Source organism: Laspinema sp. D2d, assembly GCF_025370755.1.
Taxonomy (GTDB): Bacteria; Cyanobacteriota; Cyanobacteriia; order Cyanobacteriales; family Laspinemataceae; genus Laspinema.
In genome coordinates, this window is record NZ_JAMXFC010000041.1 from 24,192 (window position 1) to 46,168 (window position 21,977).

Below are 21,977 nucleotides of genomic sequence, written 5' to 3' on the forward strand. Positions count from 1 at the left end.
ACTTATGAGTCTCGGAATCGTTATACACCCCAATTCTGGAATTACAATTGATAATTCACCGTAAAATAGAACCCATCATCCTGAGCATTCGTCCCTTTATCATCAATTTCAAAAATAGGACGGCCATAATCAAGCCGCACATTTAACCCGGGAAAAACTTGCCAAAGAATACCCATCCCTATGCCAGCTAAAAAGGTTTGTCTCGGTAACTCATTGGGATTATCGACATGATTCCAAACCGTTCCCACATCTAAAAATGGGGCAAATTGAAACACTGGAATTCCGGATGTATCTCGGAAAATCACAATCCGGTCCTCTACGGAAAAGCGAAAGCCATTATCCCCCGATCGCACGTTTTGACGATACCCCCGTAAGGATTGACCCCCCCCAATCACAAACTGCTGGGACGAGAGCAAACTATGGGGACTTAACTGTAAATCCGCTTGGATAATTAACAGTTGAGACCCACCCAACCGTTGAACGCGCTGCACCTGAGAAATCCAACTCAAAAATTCTCCATCAGGGATGGGGTCATCATTTTCAGTGGCATCAAATAAACCCGTTCCAATGTTCAACAGCGATCGCACGGACCAAGCACCTTGAACATCCCGGCGCAGATAGTCAGCGCCAATCTTGAAAGTGCTAGTCCGGGTAATCCCATCTTCACTAGGGCCACTGCCAAACCCAAACGGTTCACCGTCCACAAAGGTTTGACTTTCTTGAAACGTAAACCCCACAGAAGTGGCAAATTCTTGACGAGGCGATCGCACCCAAGGTTGTCTAAAACTTACTTCATACAGTTCAGATTCCCCTTCAATATTCAACTCTCTAAACTCTTCTTGAATAATCCCATTTTGGTTCGGAGCCACCCGAAAACCCAGGGTTCCATTCATCGCATTCACCGGAATTCGATAGCTGAGATCGTAGATTTGTGAGTCTCCGGTTCCCCAATAATAACTAGCGGCAATTTCATCCCCAAATCCCGTCACGTTGCGATAGCGCACGGTTCCTCCTAAGCGTTCCGAACCAACACTGGGAGGAGATAAATTATCCACCCCTAAATTCAACCCAAAGGGATTAGCTTCTTGTACCCGCACGGTAAGAATACTCTGAGCAATTTGATCACCGGCACGCAAACTGGCTTCAATATTTTGAAATAAGGGGTCGAGGCGCAGTAACCGCAACTGATCTTCCAAGCGGGCGGTATTCAAGGGCGCACCCCCTCCAAGTTCGATGCGAGAGCGGATATAGGACTCTCTGACCCGGTTGTTCCCTTCGACTTCGATTTGGGCCAATGTCCCTTCAATCACTTTAATTTCGACGATGCCATCTTCGATAACTTGATCTCCGAGTACGGCGCGAGAGGTGATATAACCGCGATCGAGATAAATTTGGGTGATTTGATCCGCGAGTTGTCGGAGGCGATCGAGAGAAACGGTTTGTCCCTCCACCTCGGCAACGATGTTTTGAATCTCTGTATCGGTGAGTACGGTAGAGCCAGTTACGTTCACCTGGCGAATAGGAATTTCTACCTCGGGAGCTTGATCGGGGGTGGGTTGTTCTTCGGGGGGAGTCAATACAGGGGGTTGCTGGTCTTCTGGCGGGGTCGGCTCTACTTCCGGGAGGGGGGGTAACGGCTCTTGGGTAGGAGGTTGCGGCGGCTGGGAGGGCGGGTTTTGGGCGATTGGCATCCCGGCGCTCAGTCTAGTAGGTTGGCTCTGAGATGCTATGCTCTGTAAATTGATTGCCTGACTGTCATCATTACAGGGGCGATTCTCGTTCCGAAACGCTTCGCGATCGCAACTCGTTTCCCCCTCCTCTACCCATCCCAAATGTCCCAATTCCTGGGGAGGGGTTGTTGCATCCGCTGCTTTTCCCGCCGTTCCAAATATCTGAAAGCGATCGCTACTGTTGAGGGCTTTTTCCGGGCTTGTTTCCTGGGGATCTCCAGTCACAAAATCTGCTGATTCCCTGGAAAATAAGGGTTCGATGTCCGCTGCGATGGCTTGACCCCCGGCAAAATTGGCGATCGCCAAAAATACTGGAATCGACACCCCATACCGCAGACTGTTTAATATTATGTGCTTCTGCATCGAACCATCACCGTGCCAACCCACTTGATCTAGCCTATTCTTCCAGAGCATTTATTTTTTAACTCCCTTGGTTATTGGAGCAACTGTAAACGTGCATCGGCCCCAAATGCCAGTGTATCTATTGATTTTGCCATCGGCAAGAGCGCCTAGGCTCAAAAACTATCCTAAATATATAGCGACCCTCAATGAATTTAACCATCGATTTAGCCCTAAGCGCTTTGGAGTCCGTTCGCTCTTGGTCCTATGGGTGCTGCCTTTACATCAAGTTCGCTTTGTTGATGCCAAACCAATTGAGATGCGATCGCTCAGACTTCCGGTTAAAAAAGCATGAAATCAACCTCAATTGAGGTTGATGGTGGAAACCGCTTTCCCGTATTACTGCCCGACCAAAACGGGGAGTGACTTTTGAGTATTGGCATTCAACATAGCCTAACTCTCAGCGATCGCCTTGCCCGTTCCAAGTGCCTAGGGTTGTTGTTTCAAGGGTTTGGACTACCCGGTGAAATGCGATCGGGGGAATCATCCAGATATCAAATTGTGGCGATTGGATTCAATTTCACCGACCCAGCGGGCAGCCCAAAAAGGTTTCTTGTTTTAACTTCTGACCTTTATCAAGTTCCTTGAATTTATAAAAATCAGGAACCCCCACTCCTTCATCGGCATTTTAATTAAAAAAATCTATTCCTTTCCTCCAGCTTACCTTAAAAATTTGTATTCAAATTATCCCATCTTTATTTTAAAAAAATCCAATCTTTATCAACTTTGAGTTCAGTTTTTGTAGCCGCTCAATCGCCTTTATTCGGGAAGGGTTAACGCCCGGTCTTCCGTTCGCATTTCATTAGGGTAAGGCTCTTGGCTCCAAACATTAGAAATAGGAGTTAACATTGCCCCTATGGATAGGATTAATAATAACCAAGTTCCAAATAGACTGAATTTTGAGGGTAAGTGACTTTTTTTAGACTCTTGAACCGGAGCTTCCAGCATTTGCAAGCAGTCTTCTTGAATCACCCGACTCCACTCATTCCCCCCCGCAAACCCTAACCTTAACCACTGAAAATCGACGAGGAGTTGGGGGGAAGGGGTATCCGAATTGCCAGTCTGATTCGTTAACATATCTTTACTCTCCATCACAAATCTTTAAGAGGGCTTTTGAATGCCGGGAAATCTGAACTTAGTTTTCAATTTATCACCCGAATGTTTGCGATCGCGTTTGCGTCTTGTATGAGTTGTGTATAACTTAGTCCAATTTGTCCGATTTTCAGTTAAGTTTTTTGAAGCACCTCCTATCCCTAGGAGTCAAGCCAACAAGACACCGGATTTGGGAATGCTATGAGCATTTTAGCTTGACAAAATCCTTAAAAAGTGATAAAGAGAAGATAAGTAGAGCGCTTGCTTTCAGTCAATGATCGATACCCCCTAACCACCCGATCAAACGCCAATCAGCTTTTTATCATTCTGCAAGAAGTCTGATAGGGGTAAGCCAAGGAATGGGGAAACCAATCAGGGCTGAAACCACAAATCGCCCTGGGAGAAGATGCGCCCAACCTAATCATTGGGTTAGCTTGAAACGGAAGCCAATTCCCTGGGGCGATCGCCCCAGTCACGACATTTGGAGAATTCCCCATGACTTATCATAAAATTCTGGTTGCGATTGATCGTTCACCCCAATCTGATTTTGTCATTGATCAAGTGATTGATTTAGCGGAAAAAGAAAAAGCAGAACTCATGCTATTTCATGCCATTCAAGTTGAAGCCCTAGCCGAGATCTCCCCAATGGTGGGAACCGGCATGGGATTAAGTCCATCTCTCGGACGAGAAATCCCCGAAATGCAGCAACAACGACTCGAAGGGCAAGTCCGACAAACTAAAGAAATACTCCAGGGATATGCTGAAATGGCAATAGCCCGGAATATCCCCACCATCTGCCATCATACCGTTGGCGATCCCGGTGTCCTCTCTTGTGAGTTAGCCAAAAGCTGGGGCGCTAACTTAATTGTAGTAGGCCGCAGAGGTCGTAAAGGGATGACTGAACTCTTTTTAGGCAGCGTCAGTAACTACATTACCCATAACGCACCTTGCTCCGTTTTAATTGTCCAAGGCGCGTTACCTGCAACCTAAGCGAAACCCATCCATCATACCTCATCTTTTTTATTCAGATAGGGCTTAATAATGCTTCCCTGTGAAAGGGTAAAAACTTTAAAACCTTTCCCCCTTTGGTAAAGGTTATCTTAAACAAGGCATTCATATAAAAACGATGGCGTATAAAAAAAGGAGGGGGCGTTTTACCCCCTCCTTTTTGATTTCAGTCCAGGGGAACGAGTTCAAATAACCCGAACTTTATCCCCTAAATTGCCTTACAAAATTGGCACAAACAGATCTTTTTCTGGAACCGTTGTGTACTCCGCCACAATTTGGCGCAACTCTTGCCCGTCCATTGATTCTTTCTCAATCAGCAGATCCACCAAACGATCAATCACGATCCGATTTTCGCGGATAATGCGCTTGGCTTCAGCATGACAATGTTCCACAATGGAACGCACTTGTGCATCAATGCGAGAAGCAATTTCATCGGAATATTCCGATCGCGTCATCAAATCGCGACCTAAAAACACTTCCCCTTGTTGAGTTTCCAAAGACATCGGACCTAAATCGGACATCCCGAAGCGAGTCACCATCTGACGCGCCATGCCGGTTACCTGTTGCAAGTCACCGCCAGCACCTGTGGTCACTTCAGAATCGCCAAAAATGACTTCTTCAGCCGCACGTCCACCCAAAGCCCCCATAATCCGGGCCATTAACTGGGATTTAGAGACCAACATTTGGTCTTCATTCGGCATAAACCAAGTCAACCCTTGGGCTTGTCCCCGAGGAATTAAGGTGACTTTCTGCACCGGGTCATGGTCCTTAACCAAGGTCCCGACGATCGCATGACCAATTTCATGATAAGCAATCAAGCGCTTACTCTTGCTATCCACTAAGGGAGTGCCTTCCATCCCAGCAACCACCCGATCTACTGCATCATCAATTTCCAGGATGGTAATCGCTTCTTTGCGGCGACGGGCGGTTAAAATTGCGGCTTCATTGAGCAAGTTAGCTAAATCTGCGCCGGTAAAACCAGGAGTTCGACGGGCGATCGCCTCTAAAGAAACTTGATCCGATAGCTTCTTATTGCGTGCATGGACATCGAGAATTTCCAAACGACCCTTGATATCCGGTGCATCAACGGTCACTTGGCGATCAAAACGACCGGGACGCAACAGGGCGGAATCCAAGACATCAGGACGGTTAGTGGCGGCAATAATAATGATGCCGGTGTTGCCTTCAAATCCATCCATCTCGGTGAGGAGTTGGTTCAGGGTTTGTTCCCGTTCATCGTTACCCCCGCCGATACCTGCACCCCGTTGACGTCCTACGGCATCAATTTCATCGATGAAAATGATACAAGGGGCATTTTCTTTAGCTTTCTTGAACAAGTCCCGGACGCGGGAAGCACCGACCCCAACAAACATTTCCACAAATTCAGACCCGGAGATACTGAAGAAGGGGACGCCTGCTTCTCCGGCGATCGCTTTAGCAAGTAAGGTTTTCCCGGTTCCCGGAGGTCCAATCAACAGCACGCCTTTAGGAATCTTCGCCCCAACAGCGGTAAAGCGTTCGGGTTTTTTCAGGAACGTCACCACTTCTTGGAGTTCTTCTTTGGCTTCTTCGATGCCTGCCACATCGTCAAACATCACCCCAGTTTTCGCTTCCATCTGAAAACGAGCTTTAGACTTGCCGAAGTTCATCGCTTGTCCTGGACCCCCAGGAACATTGTTGGAACGACGGAAGAGGAAGAATAAGCCAGCCAATAACAGGACCGGGAAAATTAAATTACCCAACAGTCCCCAGATTGCGCCATCATTGCGGATGGGATGAGAGTCAAAACTGATATTCGAGTCTCTGAGGCGGGCGATCAGTTCGGGAGCATTTCCTGGCAAATCGACTCGCAAACGCTGCACTCGGTTGTCTAGATCCGGATCAACGGCTTCAACGATCGCCGTCCGGCCACCTTCATATAAATCTACGTTGGTTACGCGATCGGCGTCCAGGTATTCCAAAAACCGACCATAGCTCATGCGAGTATTGGCGGCATTATTTCCCATATTCATGGCGGGGGAGGAAAAGACTCCCTGCCACACGACAAAGGCGATTACTAATGCAGGTAATGCCCAAAGTAAAATTATTCTCCAGGAAGATTTCATAGGATGCGGTGGCCTCTAGTACAAATTCAGACAATGAGATTAAAAGCAAATTGGGTGTAATTAGACCCAAGCGAGTTGATTGAGGGCAGTCGGGGGGTTCTCTTATTTCCGCTTTCCGCTCCTACCCCTAGGGGTGGAGTTCCGGTATAGAGTAAAACCGTTCATCCCGATCAGAATCTTAATCAAATTTAACTTAATTATCAGGATCGATGCAACTGACTCGCCTAAAAGTCGGTAAAACCCGCTCAGAATCAGGTAAACCGACCACTCATGTACTCCACTAATTTGCGGAATGGTACGGAAAACCGTTCTTTAAGTTTAAGTTATGTTAAGACAATTTCACAATTTGGCTTTCTCCTGAGTTCACAAATTGAGTTGGGGGTAAAAGAGGCGATCGCCAGAATGCAAAAATGGGCGCATTTCGGTGCGCCCATCTTAGAATCTTGTATCAATCGGTTTTTTTTAAATGTCCCCCAGACTGTCCCCATTCCTTAGCAAAGTTGATGGCTAGAACGGCGATGCGGTTTAGCAGCATGGGAGGGGACAGCTAGATGTCCAGCCGAGAGCCCCTCCTGGGGATGAACCCCCCAGCTACGCCCATCTTTAAAGGAGTGTGTGGAACGAAACGCGGAATGCACAAGGCAAAATAGAACCGGGGAACAGTCTTAGGAAGGGTCAGGACACGGCTGGGACCCTTAACCGACAGTTCAATAGCCTAGGGGTTAGGGGAATGGTTCCCGGTAATTTGTTCTTTGATTTCCTCAACTTTGACCGACAACTCTTTACGAGTCGTTGCACTGAGTAAATACCGATAAATAAACCAGCCGGAGTAAGCCATACCCACGATTTCAAAGGTTGGCTGTACTAGGGGAATGCCGTTGAGCACTTCCAAGACAGCAACCAATACTCTCAAAGAGACCAAAGCCGCAATCAGTAAACCAACGGTGGTTAAGGGTCTTTGGTTGTCTTTAACAAACCCAGTCACGTAATCCGGGAGATAAGAGAGGATTTCGCGAACTTGTTTGCCGATCCGTTCTAACTGTTCATTTGTGGCCCCTGTACTGGGGACTCCGGTGGTCACCACTGGGACCGTGGATGGTTCAGACATCTCGTCCACAGGGATTTCAGAAGTAGGAATTTCTACCACAATCTTATCTTGGGGTGTTTCTGGTTCAGGATTTTGAGTCAAGGTACTACCCTCTTGTTCGTCAACCTTTAAGACTTTGTGCAGGCGCGCTTTGTCCAGCTCCCGCTGATAAAGTAATACCCAAGATTGTATCAGGTCAGGACCGTGCAGTTCGCCGGTTAATCCGGCCCGCAGCGATCGCATGACCAGCCCTTTTTTGACATTGAGCTGTTTGGTGACCTGTTTAATGATGTCTTGGGCATCTGCTGCTGTCAGGCTTTCGTGACTTTGTAAATGTCCGATTACCGCTTCGAGAACCTGGGAGGCTCCCTCTTTTTCCAGTTCGGCTGCCGCTTCGTCGCTGAGTTCGACCTCATCCACAAAGAACATCCGACTGAGTTCCACCGCATCAGTCAAGCGAGTTAAACTCGGACCAATTAAGGCCGATAGTTGTTCCAACCAAGGACGATTGCCCTCTGGATCAACGGAGTATCCCGCTTGTTGCCACACCGGAATCAGTTTTTCGGTGAGTTTTTCCGGGGACATTTGGTGGAGGTATTGGCTATTAATCCAATCCAGTTTATCCCAGTCAAATTTGGCCCCGGCTTTATTAACGCGATCGAAGCTAAACTGCTTTGCCGCTTCATCCAGGGTAAACAGTTCCTGGTTATCCGGCGGGGACCAACCCAGCAAGGTCATATAGTTGACCAAGGCTTCGGGAAGGAACCCCATCGCCTGAAATTCGGAAATGCCGGTCACGTTATCTCGTTTGGAGAGTTTTTTGCCGGAAATATCCAAAATCAGCGGCGTATGGGCAAACTCGGGGACCGCGACGCCAAAGGCTTCGTAAAGCAGAATTTGTTTGGCGGTATTGGCAATATGGTCTTCACCGCGAATCACTTGGGTGATTCTCATGTCAATGTCATCGACAACAACAGCGAGGTTATAGAGTGGCATTCCGATGTCGGCACCACTGGAACCCCGCGCGATCACCATATCACCGCCGAGGTCACTGCCTCGCCAGGAGACTTCACCGCGCACCAAGTCATTCCAGACAATCTCGCGATCGTCGTCGATTTTGAACCGAATTACCGAGGGTCGTCCTTCCGCTTCAAATTTGGCGATTTGATCCACCGTTAGATCTCGGTGACGGTTATCGTAGCGGGGGGCTTCATTCCGGACTTTTTGAGCTTCTCTCATTTCGTCGAGTTCTTCGGCTGTGGTGTAACACCGATAGGCGAGACCCTTATCAATGAGAGTTTTGACTCGTTCCCGGTAGAGATCGAGACGCTTGGACTGGAAAACCGGCCCTGCATCCCAGTTCAAACCCAACCAGGTGAGTCCATCCAGGATATTTTGGGTGAACTCCGGGCGCGATCGCTCCTCGTCAGTATCTTCGACCCGTAAAATGAACTGGCCCCCTTGATGACGGGCAAATAACCAGTTAAACACAGCCGTTCTGGCTGTTCCAATATGTAAGTTCCCAGTCGGACTAGGAGCTATTCTTACGCGAACAGTCACAATTATTTTCTCTAATTAACTTCGTTTGCAAGGAGACACGCCGTGTCCCCTATTATTAGGAAAACACGGCGCGTAACCTGATTCATATTTTAAACGGGACTGACGGGGCTCGAACCCGCAACTTCCGCCGTGACAGGGCGGTGCTCTAACCAATTGAACTACAGTCCCTTTCCTTGAGCCTTTTATATCTTGCACGATGCTTTTGGATTTGTCAACCCCTTTTTTAAAAAAAGTTTTTTGACCAGGGAAGGGGCAGATTACAGCTTTGTAATCTCAGCCAATTGGGGACTCGTGGGTGTTGCTGCTGTCATGACGCGCTAAAGGATGATTTATCCTAGAGTCAGGGGCGATCGCCACCTTAAACCCGCCATCACCCCCCCAAATTTTCAAGGGAAGGCAAAATCATGTCTAATCAAGCCTTAAAATCTGTTCTGACGGTCGAAGAATATCTCCACTATGAAGAACTCAGCAACATTCGTCACGAGTATATTAAAGGTCAAGTTTATGCCATGTCCGGAGGTAGCCAAGAACACGATTTAATTTCGGTTAATATCATCACTGGCCTAAAAAATCAGTTGCGAGGGAGTGGTTGTCGCGTCTTTTCTGGCAACATGAAAGTCAGAATTAAACAACTGGATTTGTTTTATTATCCTGATGTTTCAATTAGCTGTAATCCTCAAGACCGGCAAAAGTATTTTTTGGACTCCCCTTGTCTAATTTTTGAAGTGCTTTCTCCGAGTACGGAACGGATAGATCGTCACGAGAAACTTATCAATTATCGGGAATTAGATAGCCTTCAAGAGTATGTATTGGTATCCCAAACAGAAAAGAAGGTGGAGGTATATCGGCGAGGCGATCGCCCCTGCGATTGGAGTTTAGCAACTTTTTTACAAAACGATATCGTTGAATTTCAATCTCTGGGATTACAGCTATCTCTTTCCGACATCTATGATGAGGTAGAACTGTGACGGTAAAATTTCAAAAATAGAGCGGTTTTAGGCTAATCTTTGCTAAAACCGCCCCTCGCTCAATTCTGGGGGGTTTTCGATAATTGCTTGACAAAATCCGCGTGTTCGGGTGAACTCAATCCCTCCTGCAAAACTGCGAGGACGCCCGAAAAATTTCCCGATAATAATTTGGAAGAGTCTAACCATAATCCCGGAAAGAATAGACTTCGCAAAACTCCATTTTCATCTGGTTCGATGGGGATATATTCGCCTTCCGTGAGTCGGAACCAATCCAGTTGAGTTTGAGACACGCGCCAAACCAGATACTCTTGCACTCCATTACGACGGTAAACTTGTTTTTTATCATGTAAATCGTAGGTGGCAGTTGAGGCGGCGATTTCTGCTATAAATTCCGGTGGACCTTCAACATAATCATCATCCGTAAGGCGCGACTCTCCCCCAAGACTTTCTTCTAATCTGAGTAAGGCATCGGGTTGAGGTTCATTGTCCAAATCCAGACGAATGGTAGCATTATCTCCGAGTCTGACTCCAGGAGTCATCGACCGATATACGCCTAACCAGGTGATTAAGAGTCCGTGGGGTTCAGCATGAGGGCTAAAACGGACGGGGGATGGCATATAAACGACTCCTTCGATTAGTTCAGCTTTTTTGCAATTTGGCATGGCGTGATAGCGGCGCTCAAATTCAGGACGAGTCAGGCGATCGCCATTCTCTAAAGGAAGGAGTTGTTGTTCAGTTCTGTTATTGGGTTTTCCCACGGATGATTGTCTACTCATGATGGGAGTCTGCCTGAATTACTTTGGGAAATTACTGTCTTTATTATCAAAGATTTCTCCCGCGATTGTCCAGGAGTCGCCTTCACTTTTCTAGGGTAAGGGCAAAAACTAAAAACTGGGTCACTTGCAAGGGATTAAAATTATTATCACTGACTAAAATTAACGACTGCCGTCCATCGGCTAATTTTGGACCGAAGGTCATTCCTTCTAAGTTATCTACGGGAATCCCTAAAGTTTGCAAGTCCAGCAACAGGCGTTTTTGAGCGGGTTGAATAGTTTGAATATTGACCTCTTTTAGACTGTCAATGGACTGAATATCGGTTGCACCTTCCAGAGAAACTTCATATAATAAAACTGTGTTTCCTACATCTTCGGTAAAGCCCCGTTCTAAACTAAGTAATTTTGTTTCATCCCAGGCGAGTAATTCGACTAAGCTATGAATTGCCAATCCATCGGGATACTTAGGTTCAGTCTGTACAGGTTCGGTAAGATAGTAAAACTCTTGGACGGGTTGTCCGGTGGTTAAATCATATTGCAAAATGCGCACAGGAGTTCCTGTTTCCAGATTAGCGGGTTCTCCATCTTGAACTAAAGCTGTTTCGATGGCGGTATATAAAAATTGCTCACTCGGGCTTAAAGTTAGACTTTCAAAAGCTTGATTATCCCGAATTCCTTGACCATTTTGGGGGAGAAATTTATCGGGAATGGGGAGAGATAGGAGTTCTTTTCCTTCACGGGAAAATTCTTTGATGAAGGGTTGAATATCTTGTACCACATCTCCCTCGGAGGAAATAAATAGGGTATCGCGACGGGTTAAGGCAATCCCTTCAGGGTCTACGGTGTAAGTGGGAAAAGGACGACTGCTTTGATCCACCAAGGGGGTAACACCAATGGGGGTAACAACCAGAGGATTTAATTGTATTTCTACATTGTAAAATCTTGCGGGTCCTTGGATTGCGCGATCGTCTGAGAGGGCATAATACAGATTGCGCTGAGAATCATAGGTGATTCCTGAGAATCCTCCGAGGGGGGTATCCTGAAAAATAAAGCCGGTGGGGATTTTGAATTCTCCTAGATATTCAATAGGAGAAGTTATCACCGAGGCAGAATTAGAAATCGCCGAATTGTCAGGACTAGCAAAGGTTTTTGGAATGGTTGGGGGTTGACAACCCATTCCAAAAGTACAAGACAATCCCAAAGTTATCCATAAAATAGGATGAATTTTACGGCGAACCATAGAGGTTTGATACAATTAAGTTTGAGGGTTAGGGAAGTAAAAGAGTTTTAAAAAAAGCTAATAATAGGAAATTTAATCGATTTCTAAACCTATTAATTTTTAATTTTAGCTTAAATTAAAAAAAAAACTGGAGAATTTTAAAGAGAGGGAATATTTTGAGAGAAATTAACTAACCAGTCTTTGACGACAAAGGTAGCGATGCAGTCATCTTCGTTATAGGTTAAAATCAAATCAAGATAGTGACGATCGCCTGTTTCTAACCAGCGATCGTACCACACCACACATTGCGCGCCGGAGGCTAATGCATTTTGCCACTCAAATCCCAGATATCGAGCAATTGACTTGAGGGCATAACTTTCTACTGGCATGACTACGGATTGGGTAACTAATTTATGAATATCCACAAACCGATTGAGAATCACTTTCCATCGGTGCAAAGGTGTATTATAGCGTCGGGCAAGTTTTTTGAGGGTTTGAATTTCATAGTCACAAAAATGAAAAATAGGAGCAATGGGATAGGTCCAGATTAATTCCAAAAACTGCTCCCAAATTTGGTATTCTTCTTCGGGTTTTTCGGCTAAAAAGGCATAAAATTTCTGGGTTGGCGCTTCTCCGGGGGAAAGATTGCGGCGATCAACGACTAATACGCCCAGCAGAAAATCAAGGTCTAATTCCGGTTGCGCTTCAATATCAAAATAGAGTTCAATGGGAGACACGGGTAGAAACTTTGGAGAAAGAGGCAATTTTTGGGGTAGAGCAATCGGTTGATTATTTAGAGTGGCTTTGGCTTGTATGATCAAATCACGGGCGACGGTTTCCGGTTCGTATTGATTATTACAAACTTCTACTAGACCGTTTGCTAAAGTCATTACATCCGCATGGGCAAGGGATTTTAGCTGGGTCAAATTGAGTTGTTTTAACTGTTGATAGCGAATTGGGGTGACTCCAGGCAGGAGGGAGAGGTGCTGTGTTTCTTGGGCGATCGCATAACAATGACTCTGCCACTGGCACATACTGCAAGGATGCCGTGCCATAAATACTTCCGGTTCCTGGCGATCGGTCAACATTTTAATGCAAGGGTCTAATACCTTCTGCATTTGAGGGACATATTTCTCTAAATTCACCCAATATTCGCCGGTTTCACGGCAAACTAACCAGGCATCCTGGGGCCACGCCCCCTGGACCCCCGCCAGCACTAGGGCGTGAAAGGCTGCCATAACTTGATGTTGCCCCTTTGGGCGTTTACTGAAGCGAATATCTACGGGAATATAGGACCAATTCCCATAAACCGATCCACCGGGTTTTTTGATTAATAAATCAGGACGACTCACGAGGGTGACTCCCTGGGGTCCTGGAGTCATTAAGACGCCCTGATAAATGCGATCGACACCCTGTTGCATTAACGCCACGGTTGCCTCAGCACCCTTTACCCAGTCTCCATAGGGATAACTCGGGCGTTGCGCGGGGTATTCTGCCAATACGCTATGTCGGTAAACTTCGCTATCCCGTTTCAGTTTGTTGGCAAAATCACTGGCAGGTTCTTGAGGGCTGCCATTTCCATATCGATTGAGGAATGACAGGCGTGCGCAGCGTTGGTAATCAAATAAAAGGTCGTCAGTTAGCAGCATATCTTTAACATACCAAGAATCAGTCGGAGAAAATACTCAGGGGCATGAACAACCTCGCGATCGCTTTGGGTTCCCCAGGCAGAGGTTATGATCCGAATCTGTAGCAATCCAAGCTTGACCCCTCTTTCAGTGGGTTGGGCGATCGCTCAGAAATGGCGCATCAAAGAAAAACAGCCCAAAGGGAAAAAACATTATTGGATAGAATTTTTAGTAAAGGTTGATTTAATTATAAAGAATCTCTTATTAAAATTTAGGGAAAACTTGAAATAAAAAATTACTCAATTGCGCCCTAAGACTCCATCATAATCTACTGGCTCACTCAATACCTGTTATAGGTCTTCTATCTATCCCCTAAATGGTCCAATGTCGCTAATAACGGGATAGAAGCTTAAGTTGCATTGCATCAACATCATTATGATGTGGTGTTGATGGATACTCAAATGTCAAAAATTGATAGATTAGAAGCTACCCGCAACATTTGCCAGGAGTGGTCCCCAACCCAGTCCCCTCAAATTGTGTCTGGTAATGACGGCAGGTGCAATGGAAGGGCGATCGCCTTCGATGGTTTAGCCGCAGGTAGAGATGAGTTTAGGACTCAGCGGCTCAAAGCTACCATTTTTCAGAAAATTCTGAAGAATATCACACCCAAAATATGTCCATCAGAATTGATTTTTCCCGGTAAGTCCCCTAAAAATCACCCATCCTTACCTCCCTTCTCAACATTACTCCGGTTAAGGTCAATGAGCAATTATGACTGTTTATTTGGGATAAAATTGAGCCTTGGGGGATTTTTGAACACCAGTGGGTTTAAACCTCCGCCCCCCCTTTTACAATATTATGATATACTAATCCCTTACCTTGAAAACTCCAATTTGAATGAAGTGGACAATCCCCTGTAAAATAGAAGTGGGAACATCTTGTAATCGATTGCTTAAAACCCGCAAATTTCCCCTATCTTTAAGGGCGGGTTTTCAATTATTCAAATTGGACTAACTTGAGAGATAGACTCTATTGGAAGCGTAATTATAACATGAGGTAAATTCCTGTGAAAGAAACCGATCGCCAGCAATTTCCTGCTCTAAAAAATAAAACTTATTTTAACTATGGTGGACAAGGACCGATGCCTGAATCGGCATTAAATGCCATTTTTCAATCGTATCAATCGATTCAAGAAAAAGGACCGTTTAACCGAGAAACATTAGTCTGGGTCTTTGAAGAAATCGCCGCAACTCGACAGGCGATCGCCTCCGAACTTGGGGTCACTCCCGATACGATTACCCTCACAGAAAATGTCTCCCTTGGATGTAATATTCCCCTCTGGGGTCTGGATTGGCAACCGGGCGATCGCATTTTAATCGGCGACTGTGAACACCCGGGAATTGTCGCTGCTGTTGATGAAGTCGCCCGTCGGTTCAATTTACAAGTTTCAACTTGTCCCTTGATGGAAACTTTAAATGAGGGGAATCCTACCTTGGCGATCGCCTCTCATCTTCATCCGAATACTCGGTTAGTGGTTGTCAGTCATATCCTTTGGAATACCGGACAAGTTTTACCCTTAACGGATATTGTTAAAGTTTGCCACGAATTCAACCAAAACTCTCTTTCACCAAAAATTAGAGTCCTCGTGGATGCTGCCCAATCTGTAGGAGTTTTACCTCTAAACCTCACAGAAATAGGCGTGGATTTTTATGCCTTTACGGGCCATAAATGGTGGTGTGGACCCGAGGGGTTAGGGGGATTATATGTCAGTCCTGATGCCGCTGAAACCCTCCATTCTACTTTTATTGGTTGGCGCAGCATTACCTTAAGTTCTACCGGGGATTGGTTAGAATTTCAACCCGATGGACGGCGTTTTGAAATAGCAACATCGGCTTACCCCTTATTAGCGGGATTACGGAATGCGATCGCATTTCATAAAAGTATTGGAACCTCTGAAGAACGCTATGATCGCCTCCAAGCTTCCAGTCATAAACTCTGGGGAAAACTTCGAGAGTTCCCTGAGATTTTTTGCTTAAAGTCAACTCCCCCGGAAGCGGGTTTAGTCTCCTTTCAACTTCAAGAAAATTGCCTGAAATCTGGTGCAACTCATGAACAATTAGTAAAATTTTTGGCTGAAGAGCATCGGGTTATGGTTCGGACTATTCTTCAGCCTAATTGTGTGCGGGCTTGTGTTCATTATTTAACTTCCGAATCGGAAATAGACCAATTAATTCAGGGAATTCAAGATTATTGTCATCAGATTTAATCCCATTTAACTTCCCAAAAAGAGTCAGGCAGTTTCCCCAATGGTCCCGTTAATTCTGAAGCCGGGGAAAAATAGTCTAAAATTGTCTGAGGATGGCAGTAGGGACCCTAAACCTGGGGTCTCTAAGCGTGATTTCACCTCTATCCTGTTGTTCTTTTGTAGCTGATATAGGCCGTGAAAAATCGACCCGTTGTTTATCTTGCCATTACGAATCATGGTTTTGGTCATGCAGTGCGCGCCGCCTCAGTTGCGGCAGAAATTCAAAGGCTAAATCCGGACATTCTGTTAATTTTAGTCACCACTGCCCCCCGTTGGTTACTAGAGAGTTATATTACCGGAGATTTTATCTTACGGGAAAGGGCTTTAGATGTGGGAGTGATTCAGGCAGATAGCTTGAAAATGGATAAAGTAGCTACCTTAGAAAAATTGCAAGAGATTCGCAAGCGGCAATCTGCGATCGCCGCTGGGGAAGTGAACTTTATTCACCTCAATCGGGTGGGATTAATTTTGGCGGATATTCCCCCCTTAGCGGCCAAAATTGGTAAAGCCGCAGGCATTCCCGTCTGGATGATGAGCAATTTTGGGTGGGATTTTATTTACCGTCCTTGGGGAGGAGAATTTGAGGCGATCGCCGATTGGATTGCCGACTGTTTCAGTCAATGTAACTGCCTATTTCGTCTCCCTTTTCACGAACCTATGAGTGCCTTTCCTATCATCAAAGATGTTGGGTTAACCGGCGGAACTCCCTGCTACCAACCGGAAACTCTCCGCAAGGACTGGGGTCTAAAATCCCCCCGTGAACAAACCATTTTACTGACCTTTGGTGGATTGGGACTAGAACAAATTCCGTATCATAATTTGCAGGACTTTCCCGACTGGCAATTTATCACCTTTGACCGCAATGCGCCAGATTTGCCGAACTTAGTTAAAATTGACAATCAAACCGATCGCGATCGCCTGCGTCCCGTCGATTTTATGCCAGTTTGTGGGCGAGTCGTTTCCAAACCCGGATTTAGCACCTTTTCAGAAGCTTGTCGCCAAAATGTGCCAATTATCTCTCTCACCCGGGAAGGCTTTGCTGAAGCCCCCTTATTACTATCAGGAATTCAACACCATTCTCATCATAGAATTGTCACCGCTGAAGAGTTTTTTGAGGGGAATTGGGACTTTTTGCGAGAACCCCCTCTCCCTCCGCAATCAACCGAACCCTTACTCAAAGATGGGACAGAAGCGATCGCCCAAGCCGTGGTCGATTATTTCCAAACCTCATCCACCTCTGAACCTTAACCCTTTTACTGATTAAATTGATGACGTACTATCAACAGATCTTGCAACTGAAAACCACGGGAAAATCCTTAGCTAAAGTTACTCATAAGGTGGAGGAAGTCGTGGCAAAATCCGGAGTACAAACGGGTCTTTGTACTTTATTTTTACGCCATACCTCCGCCAGCTTACTGCTTCAAGAAAATGCCGATCCGGATGTCTTAGAAGATTTACAACATTTCTTTTCTGATTTAGTACCCGAACAACGCCGCTACCGCCATAGTACCGAAGGTCCCGATGATATGCCCGCCCATATTCGGACAGCCCTTACCCACACCAGTGAGCAAATTCCCATCAATCGAGGTCGATTAGTGCTTGGAACCTGGCAGGGAATTTATATTTGGGAACACCGGCAACAGGGTCATTATCGAGAATTAGTGGTCCATATTCAGGGAGAATAATTCCCCGTCAGGTGGCTTAAACTGAGGCAGTAAAGGCTAAAAATTCAAGCAAGTCCCGGTGAGGAATTCCATGAGGGGTGTTTCCCAGAATCAGGAAATAGGTGACAATGCCGATCGCCCGAATAACCGCCAGAAACTGGTCTACTGGACCGTTGGATTCACCGCGATCACAATGGCGGTGGCGGGAATTGGGATTTATCTCCTGGATCGGATGGTCCTCTTCCAAGGGCGATCGCACTTAGAACAAATCGTCCAGATTCAAGTGCAATTAATCCAGGGGATTGCCATGATCACGGATACCCCACAAACCGCCTGGAAGTCCGCCCAACAAGCGTATCAACTCCCTCAACCTTCAGGGATGCGGGTGGCGATCGCCTGGGTAGAAAGCAACGAATCCCCGGTGATGTGGCAACAGGGAACAGCCCGCGATCGCCCTTGGATTCCCGTCATCCCAGACTCAGAACTTGCCTATGCCATCCATCAGGCGATCGGCGGGGAAACCGGCAGTCAGTTAATTACTGATGAAAAAGGGATTCCCGCGATCGTCGCCTATGCCCCGATTCCCAAATTAAATGGGGCAGTTTTGACCCAGCTTGAGGTCCAACAAATTCGCTTATCTTACTTACCGGGTCCGGCGATCGCGACTGGAATCGCCTCTCTCATGATTGGTGCCGCCGGAATACTTTTTGTCTACCAAAGTAACCGACTTTTACACCGGGAAAAGCGCAATTCTGAACAATATCAAGCCATGTTAGAAGCAGCCCCCGAGGGGACCATTGCCATCACCGATGGCGGTAAAATTCATTGGATGAATACGGCGGCTTTAGAACTCTTTGGTTATAGCGAATCAGAATTACAAGGACAAAATTTGAAACTGTTGATGCCCTGGTTAATGCACCAAGAAATTGATGCTTATTTGACCCTCTTTCTCAATACGCGTAAAATGCCCGGGGAAAGTAATTCAGCTTATGAATTAGTCGGACAGCGTAAAAATGGGACGACCTTTCCCATTGAACTGGCGATCGCTCATGTTTTATTACCCCAAGGGCAACTCTACACCCTGTTTGTGCGCGACATCACCGAACGCAAACGTGCCCAAGAGAAATTGCAAGAAAGCTACAATCTTTTGCAAGCTATCTCCGAAGGGACAACTGATAGTATTTTTGTCAAAGATCTCCAAGGTCGGTATCTCTCTATTAACTCGGCTGGGGCGAAAGCAATGGGCAAGCCCATCGATGAAATTTTAGGAAAAAATGATACAGACTTATTATCTCCAGAAACTGCAAGGCAACGAATGAAAAATGATCATCGGATTTTGTTAGAAGGAGAAACTCAACTTTTAGAAGAAGAAATTATGCCCTTGAATGGGGATTCTCCTTCATCTCAACCCCGGACCTATTTAACCTCAAAAACCGTTTATCGTTCCGCCCAAGGTTATGCGATCGGATTAATTGGCGTCGCCCGAGATATTAGCGATCGCGTTGAAGCGGAAACCGCCTTGCGGGACACTGTAGAACGACTGCATCGGACTTCGGGAGAGTTGCAAGAAAAAAATCAGCAACTTGAAGCTACCCTGACTCAATTGCAACGAACTCAAACCCAGTTAATTCAATCGGAAAAAATGTCCTCCCTGGGCCAAATGGTTGCAGGGATTGCCCATGAAATTAATAATCCCGTTAATTTTATTTCCGGAAATTTGGGATATGTTCGCGATTACCTGGGAAATTTACTGGATTTAGTCGAACTTTACCAACAACAGTATGGGGAAACAGACCCAATAATTGCCGATAAACTCGAAGACATAGAATTGGATTTTTTGCAAGAAGATTTACAGAAAATTTTAGGGTCAATGAAAGTGGGAACCGATCGCATTCGCGGCATCGTGCGATCGTTACGCACCTTTTCCCGCCTCGATGAAGCCGAAATGAAGGAAGTGAATATTCACGAAGGCATCGAAAGTGCTTTGTTAATTTTGCAAGGCAGACTAAAAGCCACAGTTGGGCGACCCGAAATCCAAATTATCCCAGAATTTGGCATACTGCCAGCGGTGGAATGTTATGCCGGACAATTGAATCAAGTGTTTATGAATCTCCTGAATAATGCGATCGATGCTTTAGAGGAAAAGTACAGCCAAAACTTACGAGAGACGTCACCGCAATCCCCCGATTTTGATTCCCCCACGATTCGGATTCTCACCACCGTCACCGGCGATCGGGTGACCATTCGCATCATCGACAATGGTCCCGGCATGACCCCAGAAATTCAAGCGAGACTCTTCGACCCTTTTTTCACCACAAAACCCGTAGGCAAAGGGACCGGATTAGGACTTTCTGTTTGCTATCAAATTATTGTAGAAAAACATAAAGGTCACCTATCCTGTCATGCCATGCCAGATTTAGGGTCAGAATTTTCTATAGAAATTCCCATTTTTCAAGGGTTGACTTAAAATAGGCAAAAATTTGGCAACCTTACCCACTTTTTCTAAGCATTAACCCTGGCAATGGGAATCTGCACCTCGCTGAGTTTACTGGCTTCCGGAGTCATCGGAGAATTGTACAACAACCGACGCGGGGGACCGATAATAACATATTCCGAATGATCTTTCAGCCAGCCTTGCAACCGTTGCAAATGCTGTTCATAACTCGCCCAACTATAAGCCCCTTGAATGCCAATACTCACCACAGTCATGGGGGGATAATCTGTAACTTTAACCTCATCGGTCAAGGTTTTCGGCCAAATATCCCGGTTAGGATATAAAAAAGAAACCTCGGCAGTTTGTGGCGTTTCTACTTCCGGACTTAACCCATCCAAATATCGCACTTCAACCGGGGTTGTCATGGCAATTTGATTAGTGCTTATATGCTGATATAACGGATTAAAAGCAACTTGGCTGGCTTGTTGAACATTCCCCGAATGGCTGTAAGTCACAGCCCGATACTCGGGATAATCTTTCACTTCGATCGCCTCGGGTGGAGTAGGATTCGGAAAATTATGCGGTAAAGATGCAGACATGATGGAGTTTTAAACTGAAAAATTCAGGATTTGAGAACGAGCAATTCCAGGTACAATAGAATCTAATTCTGTTGTCAGGACCGAGAACCATGAAAGGACTCTGGCTAGAAAATCAGCAATTACAACTGCGATCGCAACTTCCCATTCCCGAACCCCCAGAAGGCGAAGCCCTCATCCGAGTTTTACAGGCGGGAATTTGCAATACCGACCTCGAACTGCTGCGGGGTTACTATCCCTACAGTGGCATTTTAGGTCACGAATTCGTCGGTGTGGTGGAACAAGGACCCGAATCCCTGCAAAATCAGCGCGTTGTCGGAGAAATTAACGCCTATTGCGGAGACTGTCGCTTTTGTCGGAAAGGACAACCTACCCACTGCGAAAATCGCACCGTGTTGGGAATTGTCAATCGAAATGGCGCGTTTGCCGAATATTTGACCCTGCCGGTTAAAAACCTGTATGCGTTGCCAGATAACATTACAACCGATATGGCAACCTTCACCGAACCGATCGCCGCTGCCTTAGAAATTCAGGAACAAGTTTCCATTACCCCAGGCGATCGCATCTTAGTCGTCGGCGATGGCAAATTAGGGCAATTAGTCGCCCAAACCCTGGCCCTAACAGGTTGTGACTTACTCGCAGTCGGGCGACATCGGGACAAACTGGAGAATTTGGAGTCCCTAGGCATTAAAACGGGATTTGTCGATGCGGTTACGGACCGCCAATTTGATATCGCCGTAGAATGTACCGGCAACCCTGAAGGATTTGCTGTCGCCCGTCGCGCCTTACGTCCCCGGGGCACCCTCGTCCTTAAAAGCACCTATGCGGGTCACCTCACCCTCGATATTTCGTCCCTGGTGGTGGATGAAATTACCCTAATCGGGTCCCGTTGCGGTCCCTTTCCCAAAGCCTTAGAGCTTTTATCAGAAAACAAAATAAATGTCAAGCCTTTAATTCAAGCTAAATATCCCCTTGACGAAGCGATCGCCGCCTTTGAACACGCCCAACGCCGAGGGGTTTTAAAAGTGTTGTTAGAAATTAGCCCCTAATAATGACCAATCGCTCAATTCCGAAAATCGCCACAATTGATCGCCTCTTCGGACATCGCCCGAGTGGGATGGACGGGACACTTCAAACGAGGGTCATTAGTAAAAAAGACGCAATAGGCACAGGGAATCTGGTGCATTCGCTTGGCGTTGGTCGTTGCCGATGCGATCGCACTAAAAAGGCTCCACCCCAGCAACATTACGAGAACCCACGCACTGACAAAGCAAATCGGGACTAAAAAGGGTTCAATAGCCCGAGTGAGAGAGTACAGCAGTTGGAACACAGGCCCATACCCCAATCAAGGACAACGCTATAAATCCTGATTATACGATCGCAACAGGTTAATCTCCAAAAGATTAGAC

At 46.2% G+C, this 21,977-nt stretch carries 18 protein-coding genes, 1 tRNA gene and 1 pseudogene; 9 read left to right on the forward strand and 11 right to left on the reverse strand.

Annotation, left to right across the window (positions count from 1 at the left end; translation table 11 throughout):
* Nucleotides 1-41 precede the first annotated feature (41 nt).
* On the reverse strand, nt 42-2,093 hold the full coding sequence (locus tag NG796_RS22145) for a ShlB/FhaC/HecB family hemolysin secretion/activation protein (protein WP_261209309.1): 2,052 nt from the start codon (nt 2,091-2,093) through the stop codon (nt 42-44).
* A gap of 405 nt (nt 2,094-2,498) precedes the next feature.
* Between NG796_RS22145 and NG796_RS22150 the strand changes: the two genes are divergently transcribed.
* A complete protein-coding gene (locus NG796_RS22150) occupies nt 2,499-2,717 on the forward strand; it encodes a hypothetical protein (RefSeq protein WP_261209310.1) in 219 nt (72 codons plus the stop codon).
* A 171-nt stretch (nt 2,718-2,888) separates the two neighbouring features.
* Here the strand turns inward: NG796_RS22150 and NG796_RS22155 are convergent, their stop codons facing one another.
* A complete protein-coding gene (locus tag NG796_RS22155; RefSeq protein ID WP_261209311.1) occupies nt 2,889-3,206 on the reverse strand; it encodes a hypothetical protein in 318 nt (105 codons plus the stop codon).
* A gap of 510 nt (nt 3,207-3,716) precedes the next feature.
* Here NG796_RS22155 and NG796_RS22160 point away from each other — a divergent pair.
* On the forward strand, nt 3,717-4,211 hold the full coding sequence (locus NG796_RS22160) for a universal stress protein (RefSeq protein ID WP_261209312.1): 495 nt from the start codon (nt 3,717-3,719) through the stop codon (nt 4,209-4,211).
* A gap of 236 nt (nt 4,212-4,447) precedes the next feature.
* Here NG796_RS22160 and ftsH2 read toward each other — a convergent pair whose 3' ends face one another.
* Nucleotides 4,448-6,334, reverse strand: a complete 1,887-nt coding sequence (ftsH2, locus tag NG796_RS22165) for an ATP-dependent zinc metalloprotease FtsH2 (RefSeq protein ID WP_261209313.1) — start codon at nt 6,332-6,334, stop codon at nt 4,448-4,450.
* Between the two features lie 270 nt (nt 6,335-6,604).
* Here ftsH2 and NG796_RS22170 point away from each other — a divergent pair, with 270 nt between their 5' ends.
* The gene (locus tag NG796_RS22170; protein ID WP_261209314.1) at nt 6,605-6,829 is read left to right on the forward strand and encodes a hypothetical protein; all 225 of its coding nucleotides are present in this window, start codon (nt 6,605-6,607) and stop codon (nt 6,827-6,829) included.
* 220 nt (nt 6,830-7,049) lie between these two features.
* On the opposite strand, the gene NG796_RS26610 is transcribed toward NG796_RS22170, so the two are convergent.
* The 3 genes and pseudogenes from NG796_RS26610 to NG796_RS22180 form a co-directional block, all read right to left on the reverse strand.
* Nucleotides 7,050-7,442 (reverse strand): CAAD domain-containing protein, encoded by a 393-nt coding sequence (locus tag NG796_RS26610; RefSeq protein WP_263012290.1) that lies wholly within the window; start codon nt 7,440-7,442, stop codon nt 7,050-7,052.
* A gap of 108 nt (nt 7,443-7,550) precedes the next feature.
* Nucleotides 7,551-8,981, reverse strand: a pseudogene (gene gltX, locus NG796_RS22175) (glutamate--tRNA ligase); the annotation flags it as partial.
* A 94-nt stretch (nt 8,982-9,075) separates the two neighbouring features.
* Nucleotides 9,076-9,149 (reverse strand) — tRNA-Asp (locus NG796_RS22180).
* Between the two features lie 236 nt (nt 9,150-9,385).
* Here NG796_RS22180 and NG796_RS22185 point away from each other — a divergent pair.
* Entirely contained in the window at nt 9,386-9,949 is a 564-nt protein-coding gene (locus NG796_RS22185) for a Uma2 family endonuclease (RefSeq protein WP_261209316.1), read from the forward strand.
* 59 nt (nt 9,950-10,008) lie between these two features.
* On the opposite strand, the gene NG796_RS22190 is transcribed toward NG796_RS22185, so the two are convergent.
* The 3 genes from NG796_RS22190 to NG796_RS22200 form a co-directional block, all read right to left on the reverse strand.
* Nucleotides 10,009-10,725 (reverse strand): Uma2 family endonuclease, encoded by a 717-nt coding sequence (locus NG796_RS22190; RefSeq protein ID WP_261209318.1) that lies wholly within the window; start codon nt 10,723-10,725, stop codon nt 10,009-10,011.
* 82 nt (nt 10,726-10,807) lie between these two features.
* Nucleotides 10,808-11,962 (reverse strand): esterase-like activity of phytase family protein, encoded by a 1,155-nt coding sequence (locus tag NG796_RS22195; protein ID WP_261209319.1) that lies wholly within the window; start codon nt 11,960-11,962, stop codon nt 10,808-10,810.
* Between the two features lie 137 nt (nt 11,963-12,099).
* Entirely contained in the window at nt 12,100-13,590 is a 1,491-nt protein-coding gene (locus NG796_RS22200) for a TM0106 family RecB-like putative nuclease (RefSeq protein WP_261209321.1), read from the reverse strand.
* A gap of 1,045 nt (nt 13,591-14,635) precedes the next feature.
* On the opposite strand from NG796_RS22200, the gene NG796_RS22205 reads away from it, so the two are divergent.
* From NG796_RS22205 to NG796_RS22220, 4 genes are all read left to right on the forward strand, one after another.
* The gene (locus NG796_RS22205; protein WP_261209323.1) at nt 14,636-15,835 is read left to right on the forward strand and encodes an aminotransferase class V-fold PLP-dependent enzyme; all 1,200 of its coding nucleotides are present in this window, start codon (nt 14,636-14,638) and stop codon (nt 15,833-15,835) included.
* 174 nt (nt 15,836-16,009) lie between these two features.
* A complete protein-coding gene (locus NG796_RS22210) occupies nt 16,010-17,122 on the forward strand; it encodes a glycosyl transferase (RefSeq protein WP_261209325.1) in 1,113 nt (370 codons plus the stop codon).
* 20 nt (nt 17,123-17,142) lie between these two features.
* Nucleotides 17,143-17,559 (forward strand): secondary thiamine-phosphate synthase enzyme YjbQ, encoded by a 417-nt coding sequence (locus tag NG796_RS22215; protein ID WP_261209327.1) that lies wholly within the window; start codon nt 17,143-17,145, stop codon nt 17,557-17,559.
* A gap of 70 nt (nt 17,560-17,629) precedes the next feature.
* A complete protein-coding gene (locus tag NG796_RS22220) occupies nt 17,630-20,005 on the forward strand; it encodes a PAS domain S-box protein (protein WP_261209328.1) in 2,376 nt (791 codons plus the stop codon).
* Nucleotides 20,006-20,040: 35 nt separating this feature from the next.
* Here NG796_RS22220 and NG796_RS22225 read toward each other — a convergent pair whose 3' ends face one another.
* Nucleotides 20,041-20,571 carry a heme-binding protein gene (locus NG796_RS22225; protein WP_261209329.1) on the reverse strand — a complete coding sequence of 177 codons (531 nt, stop codon included), beginning with the start codon at nt 20,569-20,571 and terminating at the stop codon, nt 20,041-20,043.
* An 89-nt stretch (nt 20,572-20,660) separates the two neighbouring features.
* On the opposite strand from NG796_RS22225, the gene NG796_RS22230 reads away from it, so the two are divergent.
* Nucleotides 20,661-21,617, forward strand: coding sequence for an MDR/zinc-dependent alcohol dehydrogenase-like family protein (locus NG796_RS22230; RefSeq protein ID WP_261209330.1), 957 nt, complete (start codon nt 20,661-20,663; stop codon nt 21,615-21,617).
* Nucleotides 21,618-21,631: 14 nt separating this feature from the next.
* Here NG796_RS22230 and NG796_RS22235 read toward each other — a convergent pair whose 3' ends face one another.
* Nucleotides 21,632-21,898, reverse strand: a complete 267-nt coding sequence (locus NG796_RS22235; RefSeq protein ID WP_261209331.1) for a hypothetical protein — start codon at nt 21,896-21,898, stop codon at nt 21,632-21,634.
* Nucleotides 21,899-21,977: the final 79 nt, after the last annotated feature.